We start from the raw sequence: 20,894 nt of genomic DNA, 5'->3' as shown, positions 1-20,894 counted from the left end.
CCGCCGGCACGCTGACCATCCGCGACGACGCGGGCAAGCCGATCGGCTCGATGTTCTACGTCGCCTATGTGGCCGACCATGCCAACACCACCCGTCGCCCAGTGACCTTCCTCTACAACGGCGGTCCCGGCTCCTCGAGCATGTGGCTGCACATGGGCTCGCTGGCCCCGATGCGGATCCACACCGACAGCCCGGCCGCCACCCACAACGCGCCTTTCGAGTTCGAGCCCAACGAGTCCAGCCTGCTCGACAAGTCCGACCTAGTGTTCATCGACGCCATGGGCACCGGCTATTCGCGCCCGCTCGGCGACACCAAGATCGAGAAGTTCTGGGGCGTCGACCCCGATCTCGACGCCTTCACCCGGGCCATCAAGCGCTATCTGACGGTCGGCAACCGCTGGGCGTCGCCCAAGTTCCTGTTCGGCGAGAGCTACGGCACCACCCGCACCGCCGGCCTGACCTACTCGCTGGAAGAGCAGGGCGTGCAGCTCAACGGCGCCACCATCCTATCGTCGGTGCTGAACTACGGCCGCCAGCAACCCGGCTATGACGAGCCCTATGTCGGCTACGTCCCCAGCTATGCGGCGACCGCCTGGTATCACAAGCTGCTGGCCAACCGTCCGGCCGACCTGTCGACCTATCTCGCCGAAGTGCGCCAGTGGGCGGCGGGTCCCTACCTGACGGCCCTGGCCAAGGGCGACGCCATCTCGCCCCAGGAAGCCGACGCGATCGCCAAGCAGCTCTCGGCCTACACCAGCCTGTCGGTGGAGTTCATCAAGGCCAACCACCTGCGGGTGGACCTGAACCGCTTCCGCGCCGAAGTGCTGCGCCGCCAGGGCCTGATCATCGGGCGCTACGACAGCCGCTTCACCGGCTTCAACCCGGACGACGCCGGCGAGAGCCCCGACCATGACCCGTCCGACACCGGCATTACCGGCGCCTTCGTGGCGGCGTTCAACAGCTACATCACCAACGAACTCGATTTCCACACCGACATGGTCTACCGGCCCACCAACTATGACCGGTCGCTGCATTGGGACTTCACCCACTCGGCGCCCGGCCAACGCCAGGGCAAGCAGAACGCCGTCAACGTGGCGATCGACCTGGGGACCGCCATGCGCGAAAACCCGCACCTGAAGCTGTTCTCGGCCAACGGCTGGTACGACCTGGCCACGCCGTTCTTCAACACCGAGTACGATCTGGCGCACATGGGGCTGCCCGAGAGCATCCGCTCCAACATCCGCTTCGGCTACTACCCGTCCGGGCACATGGTCTATCTGAACCCGGAAGCCCTGAAGTCGCTGAAGGCGGACCTGTCGCGCTTCTACGACGACGCGACCTCCGGGTCGTAAGCTGATCGAAGAGGCGGCCGATCACGAGATCGGCCGCCTCTTTTTTCGCTCATAAGATATCGATTTTCGGGGAGCCCAATGAAACGCGCCATCGTCCTCGCCGCGCTGCTGGCCAGCGTCGCCACTGTCGCCGCCATCGCCCAAGAGGCGCCCGGCGGCGCCGATCCGTTCCAGTGGCTGGAGGAAATTCACGGCGCCAAGGCCCTGGCCTGGGTCGAGCAGCAGAACCAGCGCACCGCCGGCCGGCTCGAGACCGATCCCCGCTACGAGACTTTCCGCAAGCAGGCGCTGGCCCTGTTCACCGCCGAGGATCGCATCCCGACGCCGGAGTTCCGCGCCGACGGGGTGGACAATGTCTGGCAGTCCGCCGCCAATCCGCACGGCCTGTGGCGCCACACGACGCTGGCCAGCTACCGCACCGCCAATCCCCAGTGGACCACCCTGATCGACCTGGACGCCCTGTCCAAGGCCGAGGGCAAGAGCTGGTTCTTCAAGGGCGCCACCTGCCTGCATCCCAGCGAGCGGCTGTGCCTGGTGCACCTATCCAACGGCGGCGGCGACGCGGTGACCATCCGTGAGTTCGACACCGAGACCCGCCAGTTCGTGAAGGGCGGGCTGGAGCTGCCGGTCGGCAAGCAGAACGTCGACTGGCTGGGCCCGAACCGCTGGATCGCCGCGCGCGACTGGAGCGGGACCGGCCAGGACGTCACCAAGTCCGGCTACGCCTACATCGTCAAGACCATCGACCGCGCCCACATGGACGCGCCGGGCCAGGAGGTTTTCCGCGGCGATCCCAAGGAGGTCCGCGCTGGCGCCCGCGTGCTGCGCGGGCCCGACGGCTCGCCCAAGGCGATCCTGTTCGACCGGGGCGTGACCTTCTTCCGCAGCCGTTACTACCTACAGACCTCCGGCGAGCCGAAACTGATCCCGCTGCCGGCCAAGACCTCGGTCGAGGGCCTGGTCTCGGGCCAGCTGATCTTCAACATCAAGGAGGACTGGCAGGGCTACAAGTCCGGCTCGGTGCTTTCCTACGACCTCGCCGCGCTGCTGGCCGACGGCCCCGCGCCCAAGCCCCAGGTGGTGTTCCAGCCCAACGCTGCCCAGGCCGTCGACGAGGTCCACGTCACCCGCGACCGCGTGGCCATCGAGCTGCTGGAAAACGTCAAGGGCGTGGTGGAGACCTTCGCCCTGAAAAGCGGCGCCTGGGTCGGGACCCGGCTGGCCCTGCCCACCGACAGTGCGCTGGCCATCAAGGCGGCCTCTCGCGAATCCAACCGGCTGTTCGTCACTTCGGAAGGCTTCCTCGACCCCACCTCGCTATGGCTGGCGGACGGGGGCACGGGCATGACCGCCAAGGTCAAGCAACTTCCGCCTCGCTTCGACGCCAGCAAGGACGTGGTGGAGCAGCACTTCGCCACCTCCACCGACGGCACCCGCATCCCCTACTTCCTGGTGCGGCCCAAGGGCATGAAGTTCGACGGCTCGACGCCGACCCAGATGTTCGGCTACGGCGGCTTCCAGATCGCCGAGGTGCCGATCTACCGCCCCGAGATGGGCAAGCTGTGGCTCGAGCGCGGCGCGGCCTATGTGCTGGCCGACATCCGCGGCGGCGGCGAGTTCGGGCCGACCTGGCACGACGCGGCGCTGCGCGAGCATCGCCAGCGGGCGTTCGACGACTTCGCCGCGGTGGCCAAAGACCTGATCGCGCGCAAGGTCACCTCGCCCCAGCATCTGGGCATCTACGGCCGTTCCAACGGCGGCGTGCTGATGAGCGTCTCGATGACCCAGCACCCGGAGCTGTTCGGGGCGGTGGTGATCGAGAGCCCGCTGATCGACATGCTGCGCTACAACCACCTGTCGGCCGGCGCCTCCTGGGTGGCGGAGTACGGAGATCCCGACGTCCCCGCCGACCGTGAATTCATCGCCAAATATTCCGGCTACCAGGCGCTCAAGCCCGGCGTGAAGTACCCCGAGCCCTACATCACCACCAACACCGAGGACGACCGCGTCCACCCCGGCCACCCGCGCAAGTTCGCCGCCAAGCTGGAAAGCCTGCACGACCCCTACCTGTTCTACGAGAACACCTTCGGCGGCCACGCCAACGACGCCGATCCCACACTGAACGCGCGGCGCTGGGCGCGGCACTATGTTTATCTGTGGGAGAAGCTGGCTCCTCAGTAGCCCTTCTCCCCTTGCGGGAGAAGGAAGGGGCCCACGTGTCGATAGACGCGTGGGAAGGTTGAGGGGTCGTGCTGCGATATCAACGGCGAACGTCCGTCGCCCCCTCCCATTGCCTATGCAATGGGCCCCTCCCTCTCCCGCAAGGGGAGAAAGATCATGTCGTGGTGCTGACCGTCCAGGTGGCGCTTTCCACCACCTCGGCCTTCTCCAGGGCCGCGACCACCGCATCCAGCTCGTCGGAGTCGGCCGAGGTCGGGATCAGGCTGGCGGCGAGTTCCACCAAGTCCTCATTCTCCGACAGGATCTCGATGTCGCGCACTGGGTAGTTGGCGCGCTCGATCTCCTGGAACAGCAGGTCGCGCACTTCCGAGACGTCCTCGGCGCGACAGACCACGTGCACCGCGTAATGCGCCTCGGTGCTGGTGGCGCTCACGGGCAGGCGGTTCACGAAGTCCACCAGCGGTCGCAGCAAGGTGTTGCCGGCCACCACGAAGGCCGCCAGGGCCGCCGCCTCGGCGAAGAAGCCCGCCCCCGACGCCGCCCCGACCGCGCCCGACGCCCACAGGGTGGCTGCGGTGTTCAGGCCACGCACCTGGGCGCCTTCCTTCATGATCACGCCCGCCCCCAGGAAGCCGATGCCGGAAACCACGTAGGCGATGATCTGGGTCGCGCCGTGCGCATCGTTCAGCCGCATGCCCAGGGCGACGAAGGACGCGGCCCCGGTCGCCACCAGCACATTGGTGCGTAGGCCGGCGGTGCGCTGCCGGTACTGCCGCTCCAGCCCGATCAGGCCGCCCAGCACGAAGGCGCAGGCCAGCGACACCACGGTGGCGCCGAAACCACTTGGATCAAAGTTCCGCCAAACCAACATCTTCGAAGTCCCCCCGATCGTGGCTCCGCAGAGCCCTCCGAGATTGACTTTGTCCAGCAAAAACCTATGTAGCCGGGCATAGACTGGGAATCGGATCGGCGATCAACGCCCGCCCGGTGGCAGTTCAGCCGGCCCCAGTCGCTTCCCAGCGTGATATGACAGACTTTTCCCAGCTCGGGCTCAGACCCGAGACCATCCAGGCGGTAATCGACACCGGCTACACCGTTCCCACGCCGATCCAGGAACAGGCCATTCCCGTGGCCCTCGCCGGACGCGACGTGTTGGGCATCGCCCAGACCGGCACCGGCAAGACCGCCGCCTTCACCCTGCCGATGATCGACCGCCTGGCCGCCGGCCGCGCCCGTGCGCGCATGCCGCGCTCGCTGGTCCTGGCGCCCACGCGCGAGCTGGCCGACCAGGTCGCCTCCGCCTTCGACAAGTACGCCAAGGGCACCAAGCTGACCTGGGCGCTGCTGATCGGCGGCGTCTCGTTCGACGAACAGCTGAAGAAGTTGGACCGGGGCGTGGACGTGCTGATCGCCACGCCGGGCCGCCTGCTCGACCACCACGAACGCGGTAAGCTGCTGCTGACCGGCGTCGAGATCATGGTGGTGGACGAAGCCGACCGCATGCTCGACATGGGCTTCATCCCCGACATCGAGCGCATCTTCAAGCTGACCCCGCCGCGTCGCCAGACCCTGTTCTTCTCGGCTACCATGCCGCCGGAGATCACCCGGCTGACCACCCAGTTCCTCAAGGACCCGACCCGGATCGAGGTCTCGCGTCCGGCCAGCACCGCCGACACCATCAGCCAGTACGTCGCCAACATCCCCAGCGCCGACCCCAAGGCCAAGCGCACCGCGCTGCGGGCCCTGATCTCCGGCGCGGATGTGAAGAACGCCATCGTGTTCTGCAATCGCAAGTCCGAGGTCGACATCGTCGCCAAGTCGCTGGCCCGGCATGGCTTCGACGCGGCCGCCATCCACGGCGACCTGGACCAGTCCCAGCGCACGCGCACCCTGGAGAGCTTCCGCAAGGGAGAGCTGACCATCCTGGTGGCGTCCGACGTTGCGGCGCGCGGGCTCGACATCCCGGCGGTGGGCCAGGTGTTCAACTACGACGTCCCCCACCACGCTGACGACTATGTCCACCGTATCGGCCGCACCGGCCGGGCCGGACGCACGGGCGAGGCGTTCATGATCGTCACCCCCGCCGACGCCAAGAACTACGAGAAGGTGCTCAAGCTCACCAAGAAAGAGCCTGAGACCGTGGTCCTCGATCTCGACTGGGGCGGCATCGAAGCCGCTAGCCGCGACCGCGAGCCCGCACGCGGCGAACGCGGCCGCGGCGAACGTAGTCGCAGCAGCGTTCGCGCCGAACGTGGTCCCAGGCGCGAACGCGGCGCGCGACGCGAAGCCGAACCCGACAGCACCGTTGTCGCGACCGCCGGCGAGGGCGAACAGCCCGATGTCGACTTCGGCCTGCTGGCGGACGAACTGCCTCATGCCCGTCCCGCACCTCGCGAAGAGAGCCGCAGCCGACCCGAACGCGATCAACCGGAGCGTGAGCGCCCCGAAGGCGCCTATGGCGAACGCGCCGTACCCGAACGCGAGCGATCGCGGCGCGAGCGTCCCGAACGGGACGCGGGCGGCGACCGTCGCCCAGCCGCCAAGGGTTCCGAGCGCAGGCCCCCGCGCGGGGAAAGCCGCGAATCAGGCGTGCTTGGCTTCGGCGCCGACACCCCGGCCTTCCTGCTGCGGGCCTCGCCCCTGCCGCCCAAGGAGGCGGTCGAACTGGAAGACTGACGTAGGCTGAAGCGCCCGCGTTTTAACGGGTCGTTTCAGGAACTGCGTTATAGGCTGCTCAGGGCGGGCCGTTCGAGGCCCACCGGTAGGAGCGCCATGTCCACCGATCTGCGAACCCGGCTGCGCGGCCCCCACGCCTACGATCTGGCGCGCGCCGCCATGGCCGAGATGCAGCGTCTGGGGGTTTGGCCGACGCCGCTGAACTTCGAGTTGTGGCTTCAGATCACCATCGACCCGGACGGGCCGCTGAACGCAGAAGTTGAGCGGATAATCCAGGGCGGTGAGACCATCACCGAAGCGCAGAGCGAGGAATTGGCCGCCAAGCACCTGGCCAGGAACCGCTTGGCCGAAGAAGTGCGCGTCGCCGGCGACGGCCTGGACCTTCAACTGCGGCAGGTGCAGCGGGTCATCGAGACCGCACAGACCTCGAGCGCCCAATACGGCGCCACCCTGGCCGGCGCCAGCGAGGAACTGGAGCACGACCTCGAACCCACCGAAGTCAAGAAGTTGGTCGAGACCCTCGCCGACGCCACCCACCAAATCCGCCGCCGCACCGACGCCCTGGAAACGGGATTGACCGCCTCGAACGGGGAGGTCGTGCGCCTGCGCGCGCGGCTGGAGGCGGCGCAGCGCGAGGCCATGACCGACGCGCTCAGTAACCTGCCCAACCGCAAGGCGTTCGACATCGCCCTGACCCACGCCTGCGAGGAAGCCGACGAGACCGGAGCGCCTCTGGCGTTGGCCATGGTCGATATCGACCTGTTCAAGCGCTTCAACGACACTTGGGGCCACCAGACCGGCGACCAGGTGATCCGCTATGTCGCCAGCATCCTGGCGCGGGCGGCGCAAGAGCCCTTCTTCGCGGCGCGTTATGGCGGCGAGGAGTTCGCAGTGATCCTGCCGGGAGAAACCGGCGCACAAGCGGCGGCGATCCTGGACACCGTGCGCGAAGAGATCGGCTCGCGCAGCCTGAAGCGTCGCTCCACCGACGAGGATCTGGGTGTAGTGACCGTGTCCACCGGGGTCGCCCAGCGCGGTCGCAAGGAGCTTCCGGCCGCCCTGATCGAACGGGCCGACGCCGCGCTCTATGCGTCCAAGCGCAACGGGCGCAACCGGGTGACCAACGCCGAGGGCCGCTTCTCCTCGGCTTCGGCGGCGGCTTAGGCCTCCAGCACCGCCGGCAGCAGGGTCACGCTCTCGCCGCAGCCGCAGGCGTCGGTCTGGTTCGGATTATTGAAGGTGAACTTGGCCGACAGACGCGAGGTCTCGTAGTCGATCTCGGTGCCGATCAGGAACAGCACCGCCTTGGGATCGACCAGGATGCGCACGCCCTTGTCCTCGACCACCTCGTCCAGCGGGTTGGCGGTGTCGGCGTACTCGAACACGTACTCCGATCCGGCGCAGCCACCGTTCTTCACGCCCACCCGCAGGCCGGCGTAGGGCTTCTCGGCCTGGCCCATGATCGCCTTGACGCGCTCGGCGGCGCGCTCGGTCAGGGTCACGACCTTGGGCCGCGGGCGGCGGGCGCGGGGGGCGGAGCTGGAAAGGTTGGGCGCGGCGTCGGTCATGATCAGAACATGTTCAGTTGAAGCTTGGCCTCGTCGGACATCCGCGAGGGATCCCATGGCGGATCGAAAGTGAGTTCGACCTTGCAGGAGCGCACGCCCTCGATCTTCTCGATGGCGTCCTGCACCCAGCCGGGCATGTCGCCGGCCACCGGGCAACCCGGGGCGGTGAGGGTCATGTCGACCACCACGTCTCGCTCGTCGGAGACGTCGACCTTGTAGATCAGGCCGAGCTCGTAGATGTCGACGGGAATCTCGGGATCGAACACCGTCTTGAGCTGGGCGATCAGGGCGTCGGTCAGCCGGTCCAGCTCCGCCTTGGGCAGGGCGGACTCGTCCTCCGTCGCGGGGACGGAAGCGGCCGGGGACTGGGCGTCGAAGGCTAGGTCGTCCATCGGTACTCTGCTCGACAAATTACGCGAAAAAGCCGCGGGCTTTGATCAGGGCGTCGGCGAAGGCGTCCGCCTCCCCCAGCGTATTATATAGGGCGAACGACGCCCTGGCGCTCGACGTCACACCGAAGCGCCGCATTAAAGGCTCGGCGCAGTGGGTCCCGGCGCGCACGGCCACGCCGTAGCGGTCCAGCAGCTGGGCGATGTCGTGGGCGTGGGCGCCTTCGACCGTGAAACTGAGGGTCGCGCCCTTGCCAGGCGCGTCGCCCAGGATGCGGAACCAGTTATGGCCGGCCAGCCGCTCCACCGCGCGCGCATAGAGCGCGTCTTCGTGGGCGAGGATCGCGGCCCGGTCCTGCTGCATCAGCCAGTCCAACGCCGCGGCCATGCCGATGGCTTCCAGGATAGGCGGGGTGCCGGCCTCGAAGCGGTGAGGCGGATCGGCGTAGGTGATGGCGTCCATGGCCACCGAACCGATCATCTCGCCGCCGCCCTGGTAGGGGGCGAGCGCGGCCAGGGCCTCGGCCTTGCCGTACAGGGCGCCGATGCCGGTGGGTCCGAACAGCTTGTGGCTGGAGAAGACGTAGAAGTCGCAGTCGATCGCCTGCACGTCCACCGGCAGGTGCACCGCCGCCTGACAGCCGTCGAGCAGGGTCAGGGCCCCGACCGACTTGGCCGTCGCGACGATGCGGGCCGTGTCGCTGATCGCGCCAGTGACGTTGGACATGTGGGTCAGGGCCACGACCTTGGTCTTCGGTCCCAGCAGGGCCGGCAGGGCGTCAAGGTCGAGCGAACCGTCGTCCTTCACCGGCAGGAACTTCAGCACCACGCCCTTGCGCTCGCGCAGGAAGTGCCAGGGGATGATGTTGGCGTGGTGCTCGAGTTCGGAGACCACGATCTCGTCGCCAGCCTGGAGCTGCAGGCCAAGCGAGGAGGCCACTAGGTTGATCGCCTCGGTGGCGCCCTTGGTGAAGACGATCTGGTCGACGGACGGCGCGTTGAGGAACCGCGCCACACTCCGACGGGCGGCCTCGTAAGCCTCCGTCGTCTCGTTGGCGAGCGTGTGCAGACCCCGGTGCACGTTGGAATAGGAGTGCTCCATGGAGTGGACCATGGCGTCGATGCAGGCCCGCACCTTCTGGGACGAGGCGGCGCTGTCCAGATAGACCAGCGGCTTGCCGTTCACCTGCCGCGACAGGATCGGGAACTGGGCGCGGATGGCGGCCACGTCGAAGGCCGTCTTGGCGTCCGTCTGGGGAAAATGAGGTGCGTCGTCCATCACACCAGGGCCTCCAGCCGTTGCGCCACCCACGGGCCGACGATCTCGCGCGCGGGCTCGAAGCCGATGCGATCGACCACCTCGCCGACGAAGGCCTGGGTCAGCAGGATCTTGGCCTCGACCTCGGGCACGCCGCGCGAGCGGATGTAGAACAGGGCCTCGTCGTCGAGCGCGCCGACCGTATTGCCGTGCGCGCACTGCACGTCGTCGGCGTAGATTTCCAACTCGGGCTTGGCGTCGACCTCGGCCCGATCGCTCAGCAGCAAAGCGTCGTGGCGCATGCGGGCGTCGGTCCCGTCCGCGCCGGGACGCACCTCGATCTTGCCCTGGAACACCGCGCGGGCCTGGCCAGTGACGACGCCCTTGCACATCTGGCGGGTCTCGCCGCCGCCGGTGTGGGTCAGCACGGTGGTCAGGTCGGCGTGGCGCGACCCATCGAGCAGATACAGCCCATCCATCCGCACCTCCACGCCTTGTCCGGGATGCTCCAGGTGGGTCTCGTGGCGCTGCAGCCGGGCGCCGGTGGCGACCACGGTCTGGGCGAATCTGGCGCCGGGCTTGAGTTCGACAGTGGCGGTCGAGACGGAGACGGCGTCGGCCGGCTCGTCCATCAGCACGATGCGCTCCAGGCTCGCGCCGTCCTCCAGGTGGAAGGTCAAGGCCGCGTTGGCGACGTAGGCGCCGCCCGAGCTCTCATAGGTCTCCAGCAGCACGACCGAGGCGCCGTCAGGCACCAGGATGCGCACCCCGGCCTGCCAGCCGCTTGCGTCGGCCTGGGTGACGAAGCGCAGCCGGTGCACGCCCCCATCGAGCGTCAGATAGGCTGTGGCGTCGCCGTCCGGCAGGCGGCCGTTGGCGAAGGCGGTCTCCGACGCCTCGATCGCGGCGAAGGGACCGCCGGGCTCGGGCGCGGCGATCTCGGGCGCAGGCGCGGCGGGGCTTGAGACCACGCGGCGGAAGTCGCTCCACCGCCAGGCCTCGTCGCGACGGGTCGGGAATGTGGAGACGTCGCGCAGGTCGATCCGGAAGGGCGCGCTCACGCCGCCTCCGCCACGATCCGGTCGTAGCCCTCCTTCTCAAGCGTCAGGGCCAGTTCCGGTCCGCCCGAGGCGACGATGCGGCCCTTGGCCAGCACGTGGACCTTGTCCGGTTTGATGTAGTCGAGCAGGCGCTGGTAGTGGGTGATCACCAGCATGGAGCGGTCGGGCGCGCGCATGGCGTTGACCCCCTCGGCGACGATGCGAAGCGCATCGATGTCCAGCCCCGAATCGGTCTCGTCCAGGATCAGCAGGCGGGGCTCCAGCATGGCCATCTGCAGGATTTCCATCCGCTTCTTCTCGCCGCCCGAGAAGCCGACGTTCAGCCCCCGGCGCAGCATGTCGAAGTCCATCTTCAGGCTGGCGGCGGCCGCGCGCACCTTCTTGAGGAATTCCGGAGCGGGGACCTCGAGTTCGCCACGCGCTTTGCGCTGGGCGTTGAGCGCGGTGCGGATGAAGGTCAGGGCCGGCACGCCGGGAATTTCCAGCGGATACTGGAACGACAGGAACACGCCCTTGGCTGCGCGCTGGTCGGCCGACAGGGCCAGCAGGTCCTCGCCGTCGAGCAAGATGGAGCCGTCGGTGACCTCGTAACCCTCGCGCCCGGCGATGGTGTAGCTGAGCGTGGACTTGCCTGCCCCGTTCGGCCCCATCACCGCATGCACCTCGCCCGCCGGCACGTCGAGCGACAGGCCGTGGAGGATGGGGGTGGTCTCTTCGACGGAGACGTGGAGGTTCTTGATGGAAAGCATCGGATTTTTCTTCGATCTCAATTCTTAGCCGACAGAGCCTTCAAGGCTCACAGCGACCAGCTTCTGGGCTTCCACCGCGAATTCCATCGGCAGCTCCTGCAGCACGTCGCGGACGAAGCCGTTGACCAGCAGGGCCACGCTCTCCTCGGCCGAGAGGCCTCGGCTCCTGCAGTAGAAAAGCTGGTCGTCGGACAGGCGGGTGGTCGTGGCCTCGTGCTCGAACACCGAGTGGGCGTTCTTGGCCTCGACATAGGGCACGGTGTGGGCGCCGCACTCCTTGCCGATGAGCAGGCTGTCGCACTGGGTGAAGTTGCGCGCCCCCTTGGCCTTGGCGTGGGACGAGACCAGGCCGCGATAGGTGTTGGACGACTTGCCGGCCGAGATGCCTTTGGAGATGATCCGCGAGCGGGTGTTCTTGCCCAGGTGGATCATCTTGGTGCCGGTGTCGGCCTGCTGGCGACCGTTGGTGACGGCGATGGAGTAGAACTCGCCCTGGCTCTCGTCGCCGCGCAGGATGCAGGACGGGTACTTCCAGGTCACCGCCGATCCGGTCTCGACCTGGGTCCAGCTGACCTTGGCCCGAGCCTCGCGGCAGTCGGCGCGCTTGGTGACGAAATTGTAGATGCCGCCCCTGCCCTCGGCGTCGCCGGGATACCAGTTCTGGACGGTGGAGTATTTGATCTGGGCGTCTTCCAGCACCACCAGCTCGACCACGGCGGCGTGGAGCTGGTTCTCGTCGCGCATGGGGGCGGTGCAGCCCTCCAGGTACGAGACGTAGGAGCCCCGGTCGGCGATGATCAGGGTGCGTTCGAACTGGCCGGTCGACTGGGCGTTGATGCGGAAATAGGTCGACAGCTCCATCGGGCAGCGCACGCCCGGCGGCACGTAGACGAACGACCCGTCGGAGAAGACCGCCGAATTCAGGCAAGCGAAGTAGTTGTCCGACACTGGCACCACCGAGCCCAGGTACTTGCGCACCAGTTCGGGATGCTCCTTCAGCGCCTCGCTGATCGGCATGAAGATGACGCCGGCCTTGGCCAGTTCGGCCTTGAAGGTGGTGGCGACCGAGACGCTGTCGAACACCGCGTCCACCGCCACCCGCGGCGAATTGATCACCCCGGCCAGCACCGCCTGCTCGCGCAGCGGGATGCCCAGCTTGGCGTAGGTGGCCAGCAGGTCGGGGTCGACCTCGTCCAGGCTGTTGAGCTGCGGCTTCTTCTTGGGCGCGGCGTAGTAGTAGAGGTCCTGATAGTCGATCTTGGGATAATGGACCTTGGCCCAGTCGGGCTCTTCCATCGCCTGCCAGCGCTCAAAGGCGTCCAGCCGCCAGGCCAGCATCCACTCGGGCTCGCCCTTCTTCTCGGAGATGAAACGCACGGTGCTCTCGTCCAGGCCCTTGGGCGCGAACTCCTGCTCGATGTCGGTGACGAAGCCGTGGAGGTACTTGTCCGCCTCCAGGCCCTGGACCGTACGAATGGTTTCGGTGACGGCGGCCATCTAAGCCAACTCCCTAACGCGTTCGCCCTGCCGTGTCCGGCGGGCGTGGACGGCCAGCCAGACGTCGGCGAAGCGGTCCCAATCCTGTTGTGTGGTGTTCCAGCCGCCCGACGCCCGAAGCGCCCCCGCGGCCAGTTCCCCGTATCCCATGGCGGCCAGCACGCCGCTCGGCTTCACCTTGCCCGACGAGCAGGCGGCGCCGGCGCTGACCTGCACCCCATCCAGGTCGAGCGACATCACCTGTAGCGCCGACGGGAAATCCGCCGTCGCGATGCAGAGCGTGCCGGGCAAGCGTTCCGCGCCCTCGCCCGCGACCACCGCACCCGCCTCGGCCAGCCGGGCCGCCGCCGCGTCGCGCCAAACCGCTTGATCGGCGGCCTGCGCCAGATCGCGCCGTGCGACGTCCGCCGCCGCGCCGAACCCGGCGATCCCCGCGACGTTCTCGGTGCCCGCGCGAAGGCCGCGCTCCTGCCCGCCGCCATGCAGGCGCGGGGTGATACGGACGCGCTCGCCGTAGATCAAGCCGCCCACGCCCTGCGGGCCGCCGAGCTTGTGCGCCGAAAGCGCCAGGGTGTCGGCGCCCAGCGCCGTCACATCGACCGCGATCTTGCCCGCCGCCTGCACCGCATCCACGTGCAGCCAGCCGCCGGCCTCGCGCAGCATCGCCGCCGCCTGGGCCACGGGCTGGATCACGCCGGTCTCGTTGTTGGCCAGCATCAGGGCTACGAACGGGCGGCCATCTTCGGCGCCCCAGCCCTTCAGGCGCGCGGCGAGCCAGTCCAGGTCGGCCACGCCGCGCCGATCGACCGGCCAGATCTCGACCGGCAGGCCCGTGGCGCGCGCGGTGTTGACCACCGCCTCGTGCTCGGTGGCGCCGACCAGGATGCGGCGGACCTCGCCGGACGCTACAACGCTCTCGATGGCCAGCGCATTGGCTTCCGTGCCGCCGCCGGTGAACACCAGCGCCTCGGGCGAGGCGCCGACCAGGGCGGCGACGCTCGAGCGCGCATCCTCCACCCGCGCCCGCGCCACACGGCCCGAGGCGTGGACCGAGGACGGATTGCCGCCGGCTTCCAGCGCCGCACGGATCACTTCCAGCGCCTCGGGCCGGATCGGCGCGGTGGCGTTATGATCCAGATACACAGCCATCAGGCCGCCTCGGCCGGGGCGTGGGCGCCCGGCGGCTTGACCCGGCGCTCGATCACGTCTTCCAGCGAGACGCCGTCGAGGAAATGTTCGATGTGGCCGCCCAACGCATCCCACAGCTCGTGGGTGGCGCAGCGCTCGCCGCCGCCCAGGCAGCCGCGCTCGGTCTTCTCGCAGCGGGTGGCGGTCAGCGGCTCATCCACCGCCAGCACCACCTGGGCCACGCTGATCCGGCTCGGCTCCGCCGCCAGCCGGTAGCCGCCGCCAGGGCCGCGCACGCTTGAGACCAGGCCGCGCCGGCGTAGGGACGCAAACAACTGCTCGAGATAGGCCAGCGAGATTTCCTGGCGTGTGGCGATCTCGGCCAGGCACACGGCCCGCTCGCGCCCATGGCGAGCAAGGTCGGTCATGGCCATGACCGCATACCGTCCCTTGGTGCCTAAGCGCATGCGCCGCCAAATCCTGTGAAAGCCGAAACCGAAACGGGCCCCGAAACCGGCTTGTGAGCGCCCCAAGGACGCTTTCCGACCGAAACGACGCCACCTGAGGTTCAGCCTGTGCTACAGGCCGTCGCTTTCCGGGGCGCGCGCGTTTCGCCGACGCGCCTGATGTAGGAAAACCAAGTACGGCGATCAAGTATTCCGTGGCGTGTCGGCGCTTTATCCCGCGCCACGGACAGGAGGACGGACAACCGATGCCCGAGGTTATTCTGACAGGCGCCAGCGGCCGGCTCGAAGGCCGCTATGCGCCCCCCAAGACCGACAACGCCCCTATCGCGCTGATCCTGCACCCGCACCCCAAGGCGGGCGGCCACATGAACAACCCGGTGGCGGTGCAGCTCTACCACCTGTTCATGACGCGCGGCTTCGCCACCCTGCGGTTCAATTTCCGCGGCGTGGGCAAGAGCCAGGGCGAGTTCGACTCCGGCATCGGCGAGCTGGCCGACGCGGCGTCCGCGCTCGACTGGCTGCAGACCACCAATCCCACCGCGTCGCAGTGCTGGGTCGGCGGCTACCAGTTCGGGGCCTGGATCGGCATGCAGCTGCTGATGCGCCGACCGGAGACGGACGGGTTCATCTCGGTCTCGCCACCGACCAACGTCTACGACTTCAGCTTCCTGGCCCCCTGCCCGGCCTCGGGCCTGATCCTGCACGGCAGCGGCGACACGGTGGCGACCCCGGTCGAGGTCGAGCGCGTGGTGGCCAAGCTGCGCACCCAGAAGGGCATCTCGATCGCCTACGAGCTGGTGGAAGGCGCCAACCACTACTGGTCCAACCACCTGCCCGCGGTGGAGCAGAAGGTCGGGCACTACCTGGACCAGCGGATGAACGGGCTGGCGGGCTGAGGGGATCTGTCCTTCTCCCCTTGCGGGAGAAGGAGGGGACCAGCTCTGCTGGGGAGGGTGAGGGGTCTCGCCGCCTTGTCCGGCGCCAGTCCGTCGACCCCTCACCCTCCCATTGCTGACGTAATGCCCCCCTCTCCCGCAAGGGGAGAGGGGCCTAAGGCTCCACGATCCGGCCGCCCGTCATCGGCTTCGGCGCGCCCGTGGTGCCGGGGAACGAGATCGGCAGCCCCATCCTGGTTCGCGCCGCCAGATAGGCGAAGGCCTCCGCCTCGATGGCGTCGCCGCGCCAGCCGACCGCCTCGGCCGCCACCACCTCGCAGCCGGCGCGCTCGGTGATGGCGCGCATGATCTGGGGGTTCGACCGCCCGCCGCCGGAGACGATCAGCACCTTGGGCCGCTCGGTCGCGGCGTCCAGGCCCAGACGCACGGCCTCGGCGGTGAAGGCGACCAGGGTCGCCGCCGCATCCGCGTCCGACAGGGCGGCGACCGCATCGAGGCTGAAGTCGTAGCGGTCCAGCGACTTGGGCGGCGGTTGCCGGAAGAAGGGATGCGCCAGGTAGCCCGCGAGCACCGCCTGGTCCACGCGCCCCGCCGCAGCCAGCCGCCCGCCCTCGTCATAACGACCCAGTCCACGCGCCTGCACCAGCAGGTCGATCATGCCGTTGCCGGGTCCCGTGTCGAAGGCCAGCGGATCGGCGGATTGCGAGAACAGGGTCACGTTGGCGACGCCACCTACGTTCAGCACGGCTGAAGGTCGCGCGATCCCCGACGCCTGCGCCCGCGCCAGATGATAGATCGGCGCGAGCGGCGCGCCCTCCCCGCCCGCCGCCATGTCGGCGGTGCGGAAATCGAAGGCCACCGGAACACCCGTGAGCGTGGCCAGCAGGGCGCCGTCGCCGAGTTGCACCGTGCGGCCGCTCCGCTCGGGCGTGGGCCGCTCATGCAAGACGGTCTGGCCGTGGAAACCGATCAGCTCGATCTCCTTCCAGCCTAGACCGTACGATTCGAGGAAGCCTTGGGCCGCCGCGAAATGCTCGCGCGCCACGGCCTCAGCCGCCGGCGCGAACTCGGCGGGTTCCGGTGCGCCGCGTAGCCAGGACTTGGCCGCCTCCGTCGCCGCCAGCACCAGCGCCCTGGTCGCCTCCGTGAGCTTGCGTTCGCCAGCCGGCCCGAAGGCCTGGAGCGTCTCGCCATCGGTGTCGAGGATGGCCATGTCCACCGCGTCCAGCGAGGTGCCGCTCATGAAACCCAGGACGCGCATACGGCAAAGCCTGTCTGTATGTGCTTCAAAGCGAAGCTCGGCCCGTGTTACACGCGCCCCGATGTCCGACTTCAAGCCAAAATCAGAACTGGTCCGTGTCCTCGTCGAGCGCGGCTACATGCACCAGTGCACCGCGCTGGACGCGCTGGACGCGCGCGCCGCCTCGGGCGTGATCACCGCCTACATCGGCTTCGACGCCACCGCGTCCAGCCTGCACGTGGGCAACATGATGCAGATCATGATGCTGCGCCGCCTGCAGCAGACCGGCCACAAGCCAATCGTGGTCATGGGCGGGGGCACGACCAAGGTGGGCGATCCCTCGGGCAAGGACGCCAGCCGCCAGATGCTGACGGTAGACGCCATCGCGGCCAACATGGCCTCGATCCGCAAGGCCTTCGACGCCTATCTGAGCTTCGGCGACGGCGCGACCGACGCCATCACCGTGGACAACGCCGAGTGGCTGGACCAGCTCGGCTATCTCCAGTTCCTGCGCGACTACGGCGCCCACTTCACCCTGAACCGCATGCTGACCTTCGATAGCGTGCGCCTGCGGCTGGAGCGCGAGCAGCCGCTGACCTTCCTCGAATTCAACTACATGCTGATGCAGGCCACCGACTTCCTGGAGCTGCACCGCCGCTACGGCTGCGCCCTGCAGCTCGGCGGGTCCGACCAGTGGGGCAATATCGTCAACGGGGTGGAGCTGATCCGCCGGGTCGAGGGGGTGGAGGCGTTCGGCTTCACCAGCCCGCTGGTGACCACCAGTTCGGGCGTGAAGATGGGCAAGACCGCCCAGGGCGCGGTCTGGCTGAACGCGGATATGCGCAGCCCCTACGACTACTGGCAGTTCTGGCGCAACACCGAGGACGCCGACGTCGGCCGCTTCCTCAAGCTGTTCACCGACCTGCCGCTGGACGAGATCGCCCGGCTGGAGGCGCTCCAGGGCGCCGAGATCAACGAGGCGAAGAAGGTGCTCGCCAACGAGACCACCGTGCTGCTCCACGGTCGCGCCGCCGCCGAGGCCGCCGCCGAGGCGGCCCGCTCGGCGTTCGAGGACGGCAAGGTCTCCGGCGACCTGCCGACGGTGGAGGTCCCGCGCGCCCAGATCGAAGCCGGGGTGCAACTCGCAGCCCTGGTGGTCGACGCCGGCCTGGCGGTTTCGCGCTCCGACGCGCGGCGCCTGGCCCAGGGCGGCGGCTTGCGCCTGAACGACAATGCCGAACCCGACGCCCAGCGCACCGTCACCCTCGCCGACCTCGGCCCGGACGGCGTGATCAAGCTGGCCGCCGGCAAGAAGAAGATCGTCCTCGTAAAACCCGTCTGACCCGTCTGACCCCGAACCGGAGCTCTCGACATGGCCGAACTGAGCGTTGGCGATAAGGCCCCCGACTTCGACCTGCCCACCGACGGCGCGGGCCGGGTCTCGTTGTCCGAACTGAAGGGCAAGGCGGTGGTGCTGTACTTCTACCCCAAGGACGACACCCCGGGCTGCACCAGCCAAGCCCAGGGCTTCTCGGAAATGCGCAACGCCTTCGAGGAGACCGGCGCCACGGTGCTGGGCGTATCCAAGGACACCCCCTCCAGCCACGACAAGTTCAAGGGCAAGCACCACCTGACCGTCCGGCTGGCTTCCGACGAGACCGGCGAGATGCTGGAACGCTATGGGGTGTGGGTCGAGAAGAACATGTACGGCCGCAAGTACATGGGCGTCGAGCGCGCCACCTTCCTCATCGGAGCGGACGCGACGATCAAGCAGATCTGGCGCAAGGTGAAGGTCCCCGGCCACGTCGACACGGTGCTGAAAGCGGCGAAGGCGCTGCGGGCCTGACCCGCGAGACAGATTGTCGCATATTGAGGCTCGCCAATAGCCCAGACGAGGCCGAACGGCGGCCTGCGCCACGCGCTGCCCTGGCGCCCAAGTCTTAACGAGGTCTTTCCGCACACCGCGTAGGCGACAACAGCCAAATCACTGTACAAGCAGTGCAAGTTTTCGCGCCGCGTCGGTTTTTGGCGCCTTGTTCCCGCCGTCATGCGCCACGTTCCGCCACCATCGAGCTCGGCCGTGCATGGGGCGACGACGGACGGCCTTGCGTCATCGGCTCACATTTGTTGAGTCGCGCCTCAACGGAAACAAGTGCGGGTTCCTGCATGTCTATCGAGCGTTTGGCGGTCCCGGGGCGGTTCATAAGTCTGTCGCTGGCGAACATCGCCGCTCGCAGACCGCTTACGCCCCAGGCCGTCAGCGCCCTGTTCGCGCCCGCAGCCATGCTTGCAGGCGCGATCGGCCTGACCTGCGTCTGGGGCGCGATGCCGCACAGCACGCCGACCTGGCCCGCCTTTATCGCCAACCAGCCCACATCCCGGCCGGCCAAACCCGACACCGGCGCCCTGGCCCAAGCCGCCCTGCGTCAGAGCACAGCGATCTCCGCGATGCTGATCGATCTCGGCGCCATCCAGGTCACGCCGCCCGGCCCCACGGCGCTGGTGGGCGGCCAGGCGGCCTCGCTGCAGCGGCTGCGCGCCGCCGAAGGCGATATGATCTCCATCGCCGATCGCGGCGCCCAGACCCAGATCGACGAGATGCGTCGCACCTTCCGCGCCACCGGCCTCAACGTCGGCCCCTACATGACCGCCGATGCAGCGCGAACGGCGATCTCGCCGCTGGAGCTGCGCGACGCCCACGTGCTGGCGGCCAAGCTGGACATCGACATGGGGCTGGCGCGCAAGCTCCAGCACGCCGCTCGCGACCTGTTGGCCGTGCGCACCCTGGCCGCCGCGACCGCCGCCATGCCGCTGGCCGTGCCGGTCGACAATCCTCGCCAGTCCAGCCCATTCGGCGTTCGCATCGATCCGTTCCGCGGCGAGGCCTCGTTCCATCCTGGCGTGGACTTCGCCGGCAGCTACGGCCAGGCGATCCACGTGACGGCGCCGGGCGTGGTGTCCTTTGTCGGCCAGCGCAGCGGTTACGGTAATTGCGTCGAGGTTGACCACGGCTACGGCTTCAAGACCCGCTACGGCCACCTGTCGGGCTTCGTCGCGCGCGTGGGCCAGGGCGTGAACAGCGGCGACACCATCGCCCGCATGGGCTCCACCGGCCGATCCACCGGCGTGCACCTGCACTACGAGGTCTGGGCCAACGGCAAGCTGCAAAACCCCAGCCGGTTCCTGAAGGCCGGTGAAACCCTGGCGGCCGTCACAGCCGCGCCGATCCTGCGCGCACGCGGCTGATATTCTCCTCCCCCGCTTCGCAGGGGAGGAGAATAGAGAACTACCCCTCGGCTGTTTCCCCGGTCACGCCCACCCGCTGGGACAGCGAGGCGGCCATGAAGGGGTCGAGATCGCCGTCCAGCACACCCTGGGTGTCGGAGGTCTCCACGTCGGTGCGCAGGTCCTTCACCAGTTGATAGGGCTGCAGCACGTAGCTGCGGATCTGGTGGCCCCAGCCGATGTCGGTCTTCTGGTCCTCGAGCGCCTGCTGCGCCGCCTCGCGCCGTTGCAGCTCGGCCTCGTAGAGACGGGCGCGCAGCATCTTCCAGGCGTTCTCACGGTTCTGATGCTGGGAGCGTTCGGTCTGGCAGGCCACCGCGATCCCGGTGGGAAGGTGGGTCAGGCGCACCGCGGAATCGGTCTTGTTGATGTGCTGGCCGCCGGCGCCCGAGGCCCGGTAGGTGTCGGTCCGCACGTCGGAGGGATTGATCTCGATGACGATGGTGTCGTCGACCACCGGATAGACCCAGACCGAGGCGAAGCTGGTGTGGCGCCGCGCGTTGGAGTCGAACGGCGAGATGCGCACCAGCCGGTGCACCCCCCCCTCGGTCTTCAGCCAGCCATAGGCGTTGACGCCCTTGACCTGCAGGGTGGCGGACTTGATCCCGGCGGTTTCCCCCGGCGTCTCCTCCAACACCTCGACGGTCATGCTGTGGGCGTTGGCCCAACGGCTGTACATGCGCATCAGCATCAGCGCCCAGTCGGCGGACTCGGTGCCGCCGGCGCCGGAGTTGATCTCGACATAGGCGTCGTTGCCGTCGGCCTCGCCCGACAGGAGGGCCTCGAGTTCGGCGCGGCCGGCACGTTCCTTCAGCGCCTTCAGCGTGCGGGCGGCTTCCTCCAGGCTGTCCTGGTCGCCTTCCATCTCCGCCAGCTCGGCGAACTCCAGGGTGTCGCTACGCTCGCGCTCGAGCGCCTGGACCGCTTCGACCTGGTTGGCCAGGCGGGTGCGCTCGCGCATCAGGGCCTGGGCCTCGGCCGGCTTGTCCCACAGGGTGGGGTCTTCGGAACGCGCGTTCAGCTCGTCCAGGCGTCGAAGGGCAGGGTCCCAGTCAAAGACGCCTCCTGAGCAGTCCGACGGACTGCTCGATGTCGGCCGATGCGGCCTCGACATCCGCTCTCATGAGAGAGTTCTCCAAAAAACCAA

The 20,894-nt window shown here is 68.3% G+C and carries 19 protein-coding genes; 8 read left to right on the top strand and 11 right to left on the bottom strand.

Going from position 1 to position 20,894, the window contains the following annotated elements; translation table 11 throughout:
* A partial coding sequence (locus GSQ87_RS20490) for a S10 family peptidase (protein ID WP_158918230.1) occupies positions 1-1,352 on the top strand: 1,352 nt, incomplete at its 5' end.
* A gap of 78 nt (positions 1,353-1,430) precedes the next feature.
* Entirely contained in the window at positions 1,431-3,533 is a 2,103-nt protein-coding gene (locus GSQ87_RS20485; protein ID WP_158918228.1) for a prolyl oligopeptidase family protein, read from the top strand.
* A 154-nt stretch (positions 3,534-3,687) separates the two neighbouring features.
* Here the strand turns inward: GSQ87_RS20485 and GSQ87_RS20480 are convergent, their stop codons facing one another.
* Positions 3,688-4,404 (bottom strand): MgtC/SapB family protein, encoded by a 717-nt coding sequence (locus GSQ87_RS20480; protein WP_158918226.1) that lies wholly within the window; start codon positions 4,402-4,404, stop codon positions 3,688-3,690.
* A 155-nt stretch (positions 4,405-4,559) separates the two neighbouring features.
* On the opposite strand from GSQ87_RS20480, the gene GSQ87_RS20475 reads away from it, so the two are divergent.
* On the top strand, positions 4,560-6,209 hold the full coding sequence (locus tag GSQ87_RS20475; RefSeq protein WP_158918224.1) for a DEAD/DEAH box helicase: 1,650 nt from the start codon (positions 4,560-4,562) through the stop codon (positions 6,207-6,209).
* A gap of 96 nt (positions 6,210-6,305) precedes the next feature.
* Positions 6,306-7,373, top strand: coding sequence for a diguanylate cyclase (locus GSQ87_RS20470; protein ID WP_158918222.1), 1,068 nt, complete (start codon positions 6,306-6,308; stop codon positions 7,371-7,373).
* Here the strand turns inward: GSQ87_RS20470 and GSQ87_RS20465 are convergent.
* From GSQ87_RS20465 to GSQ87_RS20430, 8 genes are read right to left on the bottom strand one after another with little or no spacing between them, the layout of a single operon-like run.
* Positions 7,370-7,777, bottom strand: coding sequence for an iron-sulfur cluster assembly accessory protein (locus GSQ87_RS20465; protein WP_158918220.1), 408 nt, complete (start codon positions 7,775-7,777; stop codon positions 7,370-7,372). The genes GSQ87_RS20470 and GSQ87_RS20465 overlap by 4 nt on opposite strands.
* Positions 7,778-7,779: 2 nt before the next feature.
* Positions 7,780-8,169, bottom strand: coding sequence for an SUF system Fe-S cluster assembly protein (locus tag GSQ87_RS20460; protein ID WP_158918218.1), 390 nt, complete (start codon positions 8,167-8,169; stop codon positions 7,780-7,782).
* 19 nt (positions 8,170-8,188) lie between these two features.
* A complete protein-coding gene (locus GSQ87_RS20455) occupies positions 8,189-9,445 on the bottom strand; it encodes an aminotransferase class V-fold PLP-dependent enzyme (RefSeq protein WP_158918216.1) in 1,257 nt (418 codons plus the stop codon).
* Positions 9,445-10,485, bottom strand: coding sequence for a Fe-S cluster assembly protein SufD (sufD, locus tag GSQ87_RS20450; RefSeq protein ID WP_158918214.1), 1,041 nt, complete (start codon positions 10,483-10,485; stop codon positions 9,445-9,447). Before sufD ends, GSQ87_RS20455 begins: the two co-directional genes overlap by 1 nt.
* A complete protein-coding gene (gene sufC / locus GSQ87_RS20445) occupies positions 10,482-11,234 on the bottom strand; it encodes a Fe-S cluster assembly ATPase SufC (RefSeq protein WP_158918212.1) in 753 nt (250 codons plus the stop codon). The genes sufD and sufC overlap by 4 nt, the downstream gene beginning before the upstream one ends.
* Positions 11,235-11,258: 24 nt before the next feature.
* On the bottom strand, positions 11,259-12,731 hold the full coding sequence (sufB, locus tag GSQ87_RS20440; RefSeq protein WP_158918210.1) for a Fe-S cluster assembly protein SufB: 1,473 nt from the start codon (positions 12,729-12,731) through the stop codon (positions 11,259-11,261).
* Positions 12,732-13,880 carry a cysteine desulfurase family protein gene (locus GSQ87_RS20435; protein ID WP_158918208.1) on the bottom strand — a complete coding sequence of 383 codons (1,149 nt, stop codon included), beginning with the start codon at positions 13,878-13,880 and terminating at the stop codon, positions 12,732-12,734.
* A complete protein-coding gene (locus tag GSQ87_RS20430) occupies positions 13,880-14,326 on the bottom strand; it encodes an Rrf2 family transcriptional regulator (RefSeq protein ID WP_158918206.1) in 447 nt (148 codons plus the stop codon). Before GSQ87_RS20430 ends, GSQ87_RS20435 begins: the two co-directional genes overlap by 1 nt.
* A 245-nt stretch (positions 14,327-14,571) precedes the next feature.
* Between GSQ87_RS20430 and GSQ87_RS20425 the strand changes: the two genes are divergently transcribed.
* Complete coding sequence (locus GSQ87_RS20425) at positions 14,572-15,222, top strand: alpha/beta hydrolase (RefSeq protein ID WP_158918204.1); 651 nt, start codon at positions 14,572-14,574, stop codon at positions 15,220-15,222.
* A gap of 154 nt (positions 15,223-15,376) precedes the next feature.
* Here GSQ87_RS20425 and GSQ87_RS20420 read toward each other — a convergent pair whose 3' ends face one another.
* Entirely contained in the window at positions 15,377-16,483 is a 1,107-nt protein-coding gene (locus tag GSQ87_RS20420; RefSeq protein ID WP_158918202.1) for an anhydro-N-acetylmuramic acid kinase, read from the bottom strand.
* Between the two features lie 61 nt (positions 16,484-16,544).
* Here GSQ87_RS20420 and tyrS point away from each other — a divergent pair, with 61 nt between their 5' ends.
* From tyrS to GSQ87_RS20405, 3 genes are all read left to right on the top strand, one after another.
* Positions 16,545-17,804: a tyrosine--tRNA ligase gene (tyrS, locus tag GSQ87_RS20415; RefSeq protein WP_158918200.1), complete on the top strand. Its 1,260-nt coding sequence runs from the start codon at positions 16,545-16,547 to the stop codon at positions 17,802-17,804.
* A gap of 30 nt (positions 17,805-17,834) precedes the next feature.
* Positions 17,835-18,308: a thioredoxin-dependent thiol peroxidase gene (gene bcp, locus GSQ87_RS20410; RefSeq protein ID WP_158918198.1), complete on the top strand. Its 474-nt coding sequence runs from the start codon at positions 17,835-17,837 to the stop codon at positions 18,306-18,308.
* Positions 18,309-18,628: 320 nt separating this feature from the next.
* A complete protein-coding gene (locus GSQ87_RS20405; RefSeq protein ID WP_158918196.1) occupies positions 18,629-19,708 on the top strand; it encodes a M23 family metallopeptidase in 1,080 nt (359 codons plus the stop codon).
* 40 nt (positions 19,709-19,748) lie between these two features.
* Here GSQ87_RS20405 and prfB read toward each other — a convergent pair.
* Positions 19,749-20,871, bottom strand: a protein-coding gene (prfB, locus tag GSQ87_RS20400) for a peptide chain release factor 2 (protein ID WP_158918194.1) whose coding sequence is annotated in 2 segments (ribosomal slippage) — positions 19,749-20,801 and positions 20,803-20,871 — 1,122 coding nt in all. Because the reading frame shifts where the segments join, the coding sequence is not laid out codon by codon here.
* Positions 20,872-20,894 lie beyond the last annotated feature (23 nt).

This window comes from Caulobacter sp. S45 (assembly GCF_009765965.1).
Lineage (GTDB): Bacteria > Pseudomonadota > Alphaproteobacteria > Caulobacterales > Caulobacteraceae > CAHJWH01.
The sequence above is the reverse complement of the archived record's forward strand: the minus strand, read 5'-3'. Positions and strand labels throughout refer to the sequence as shown.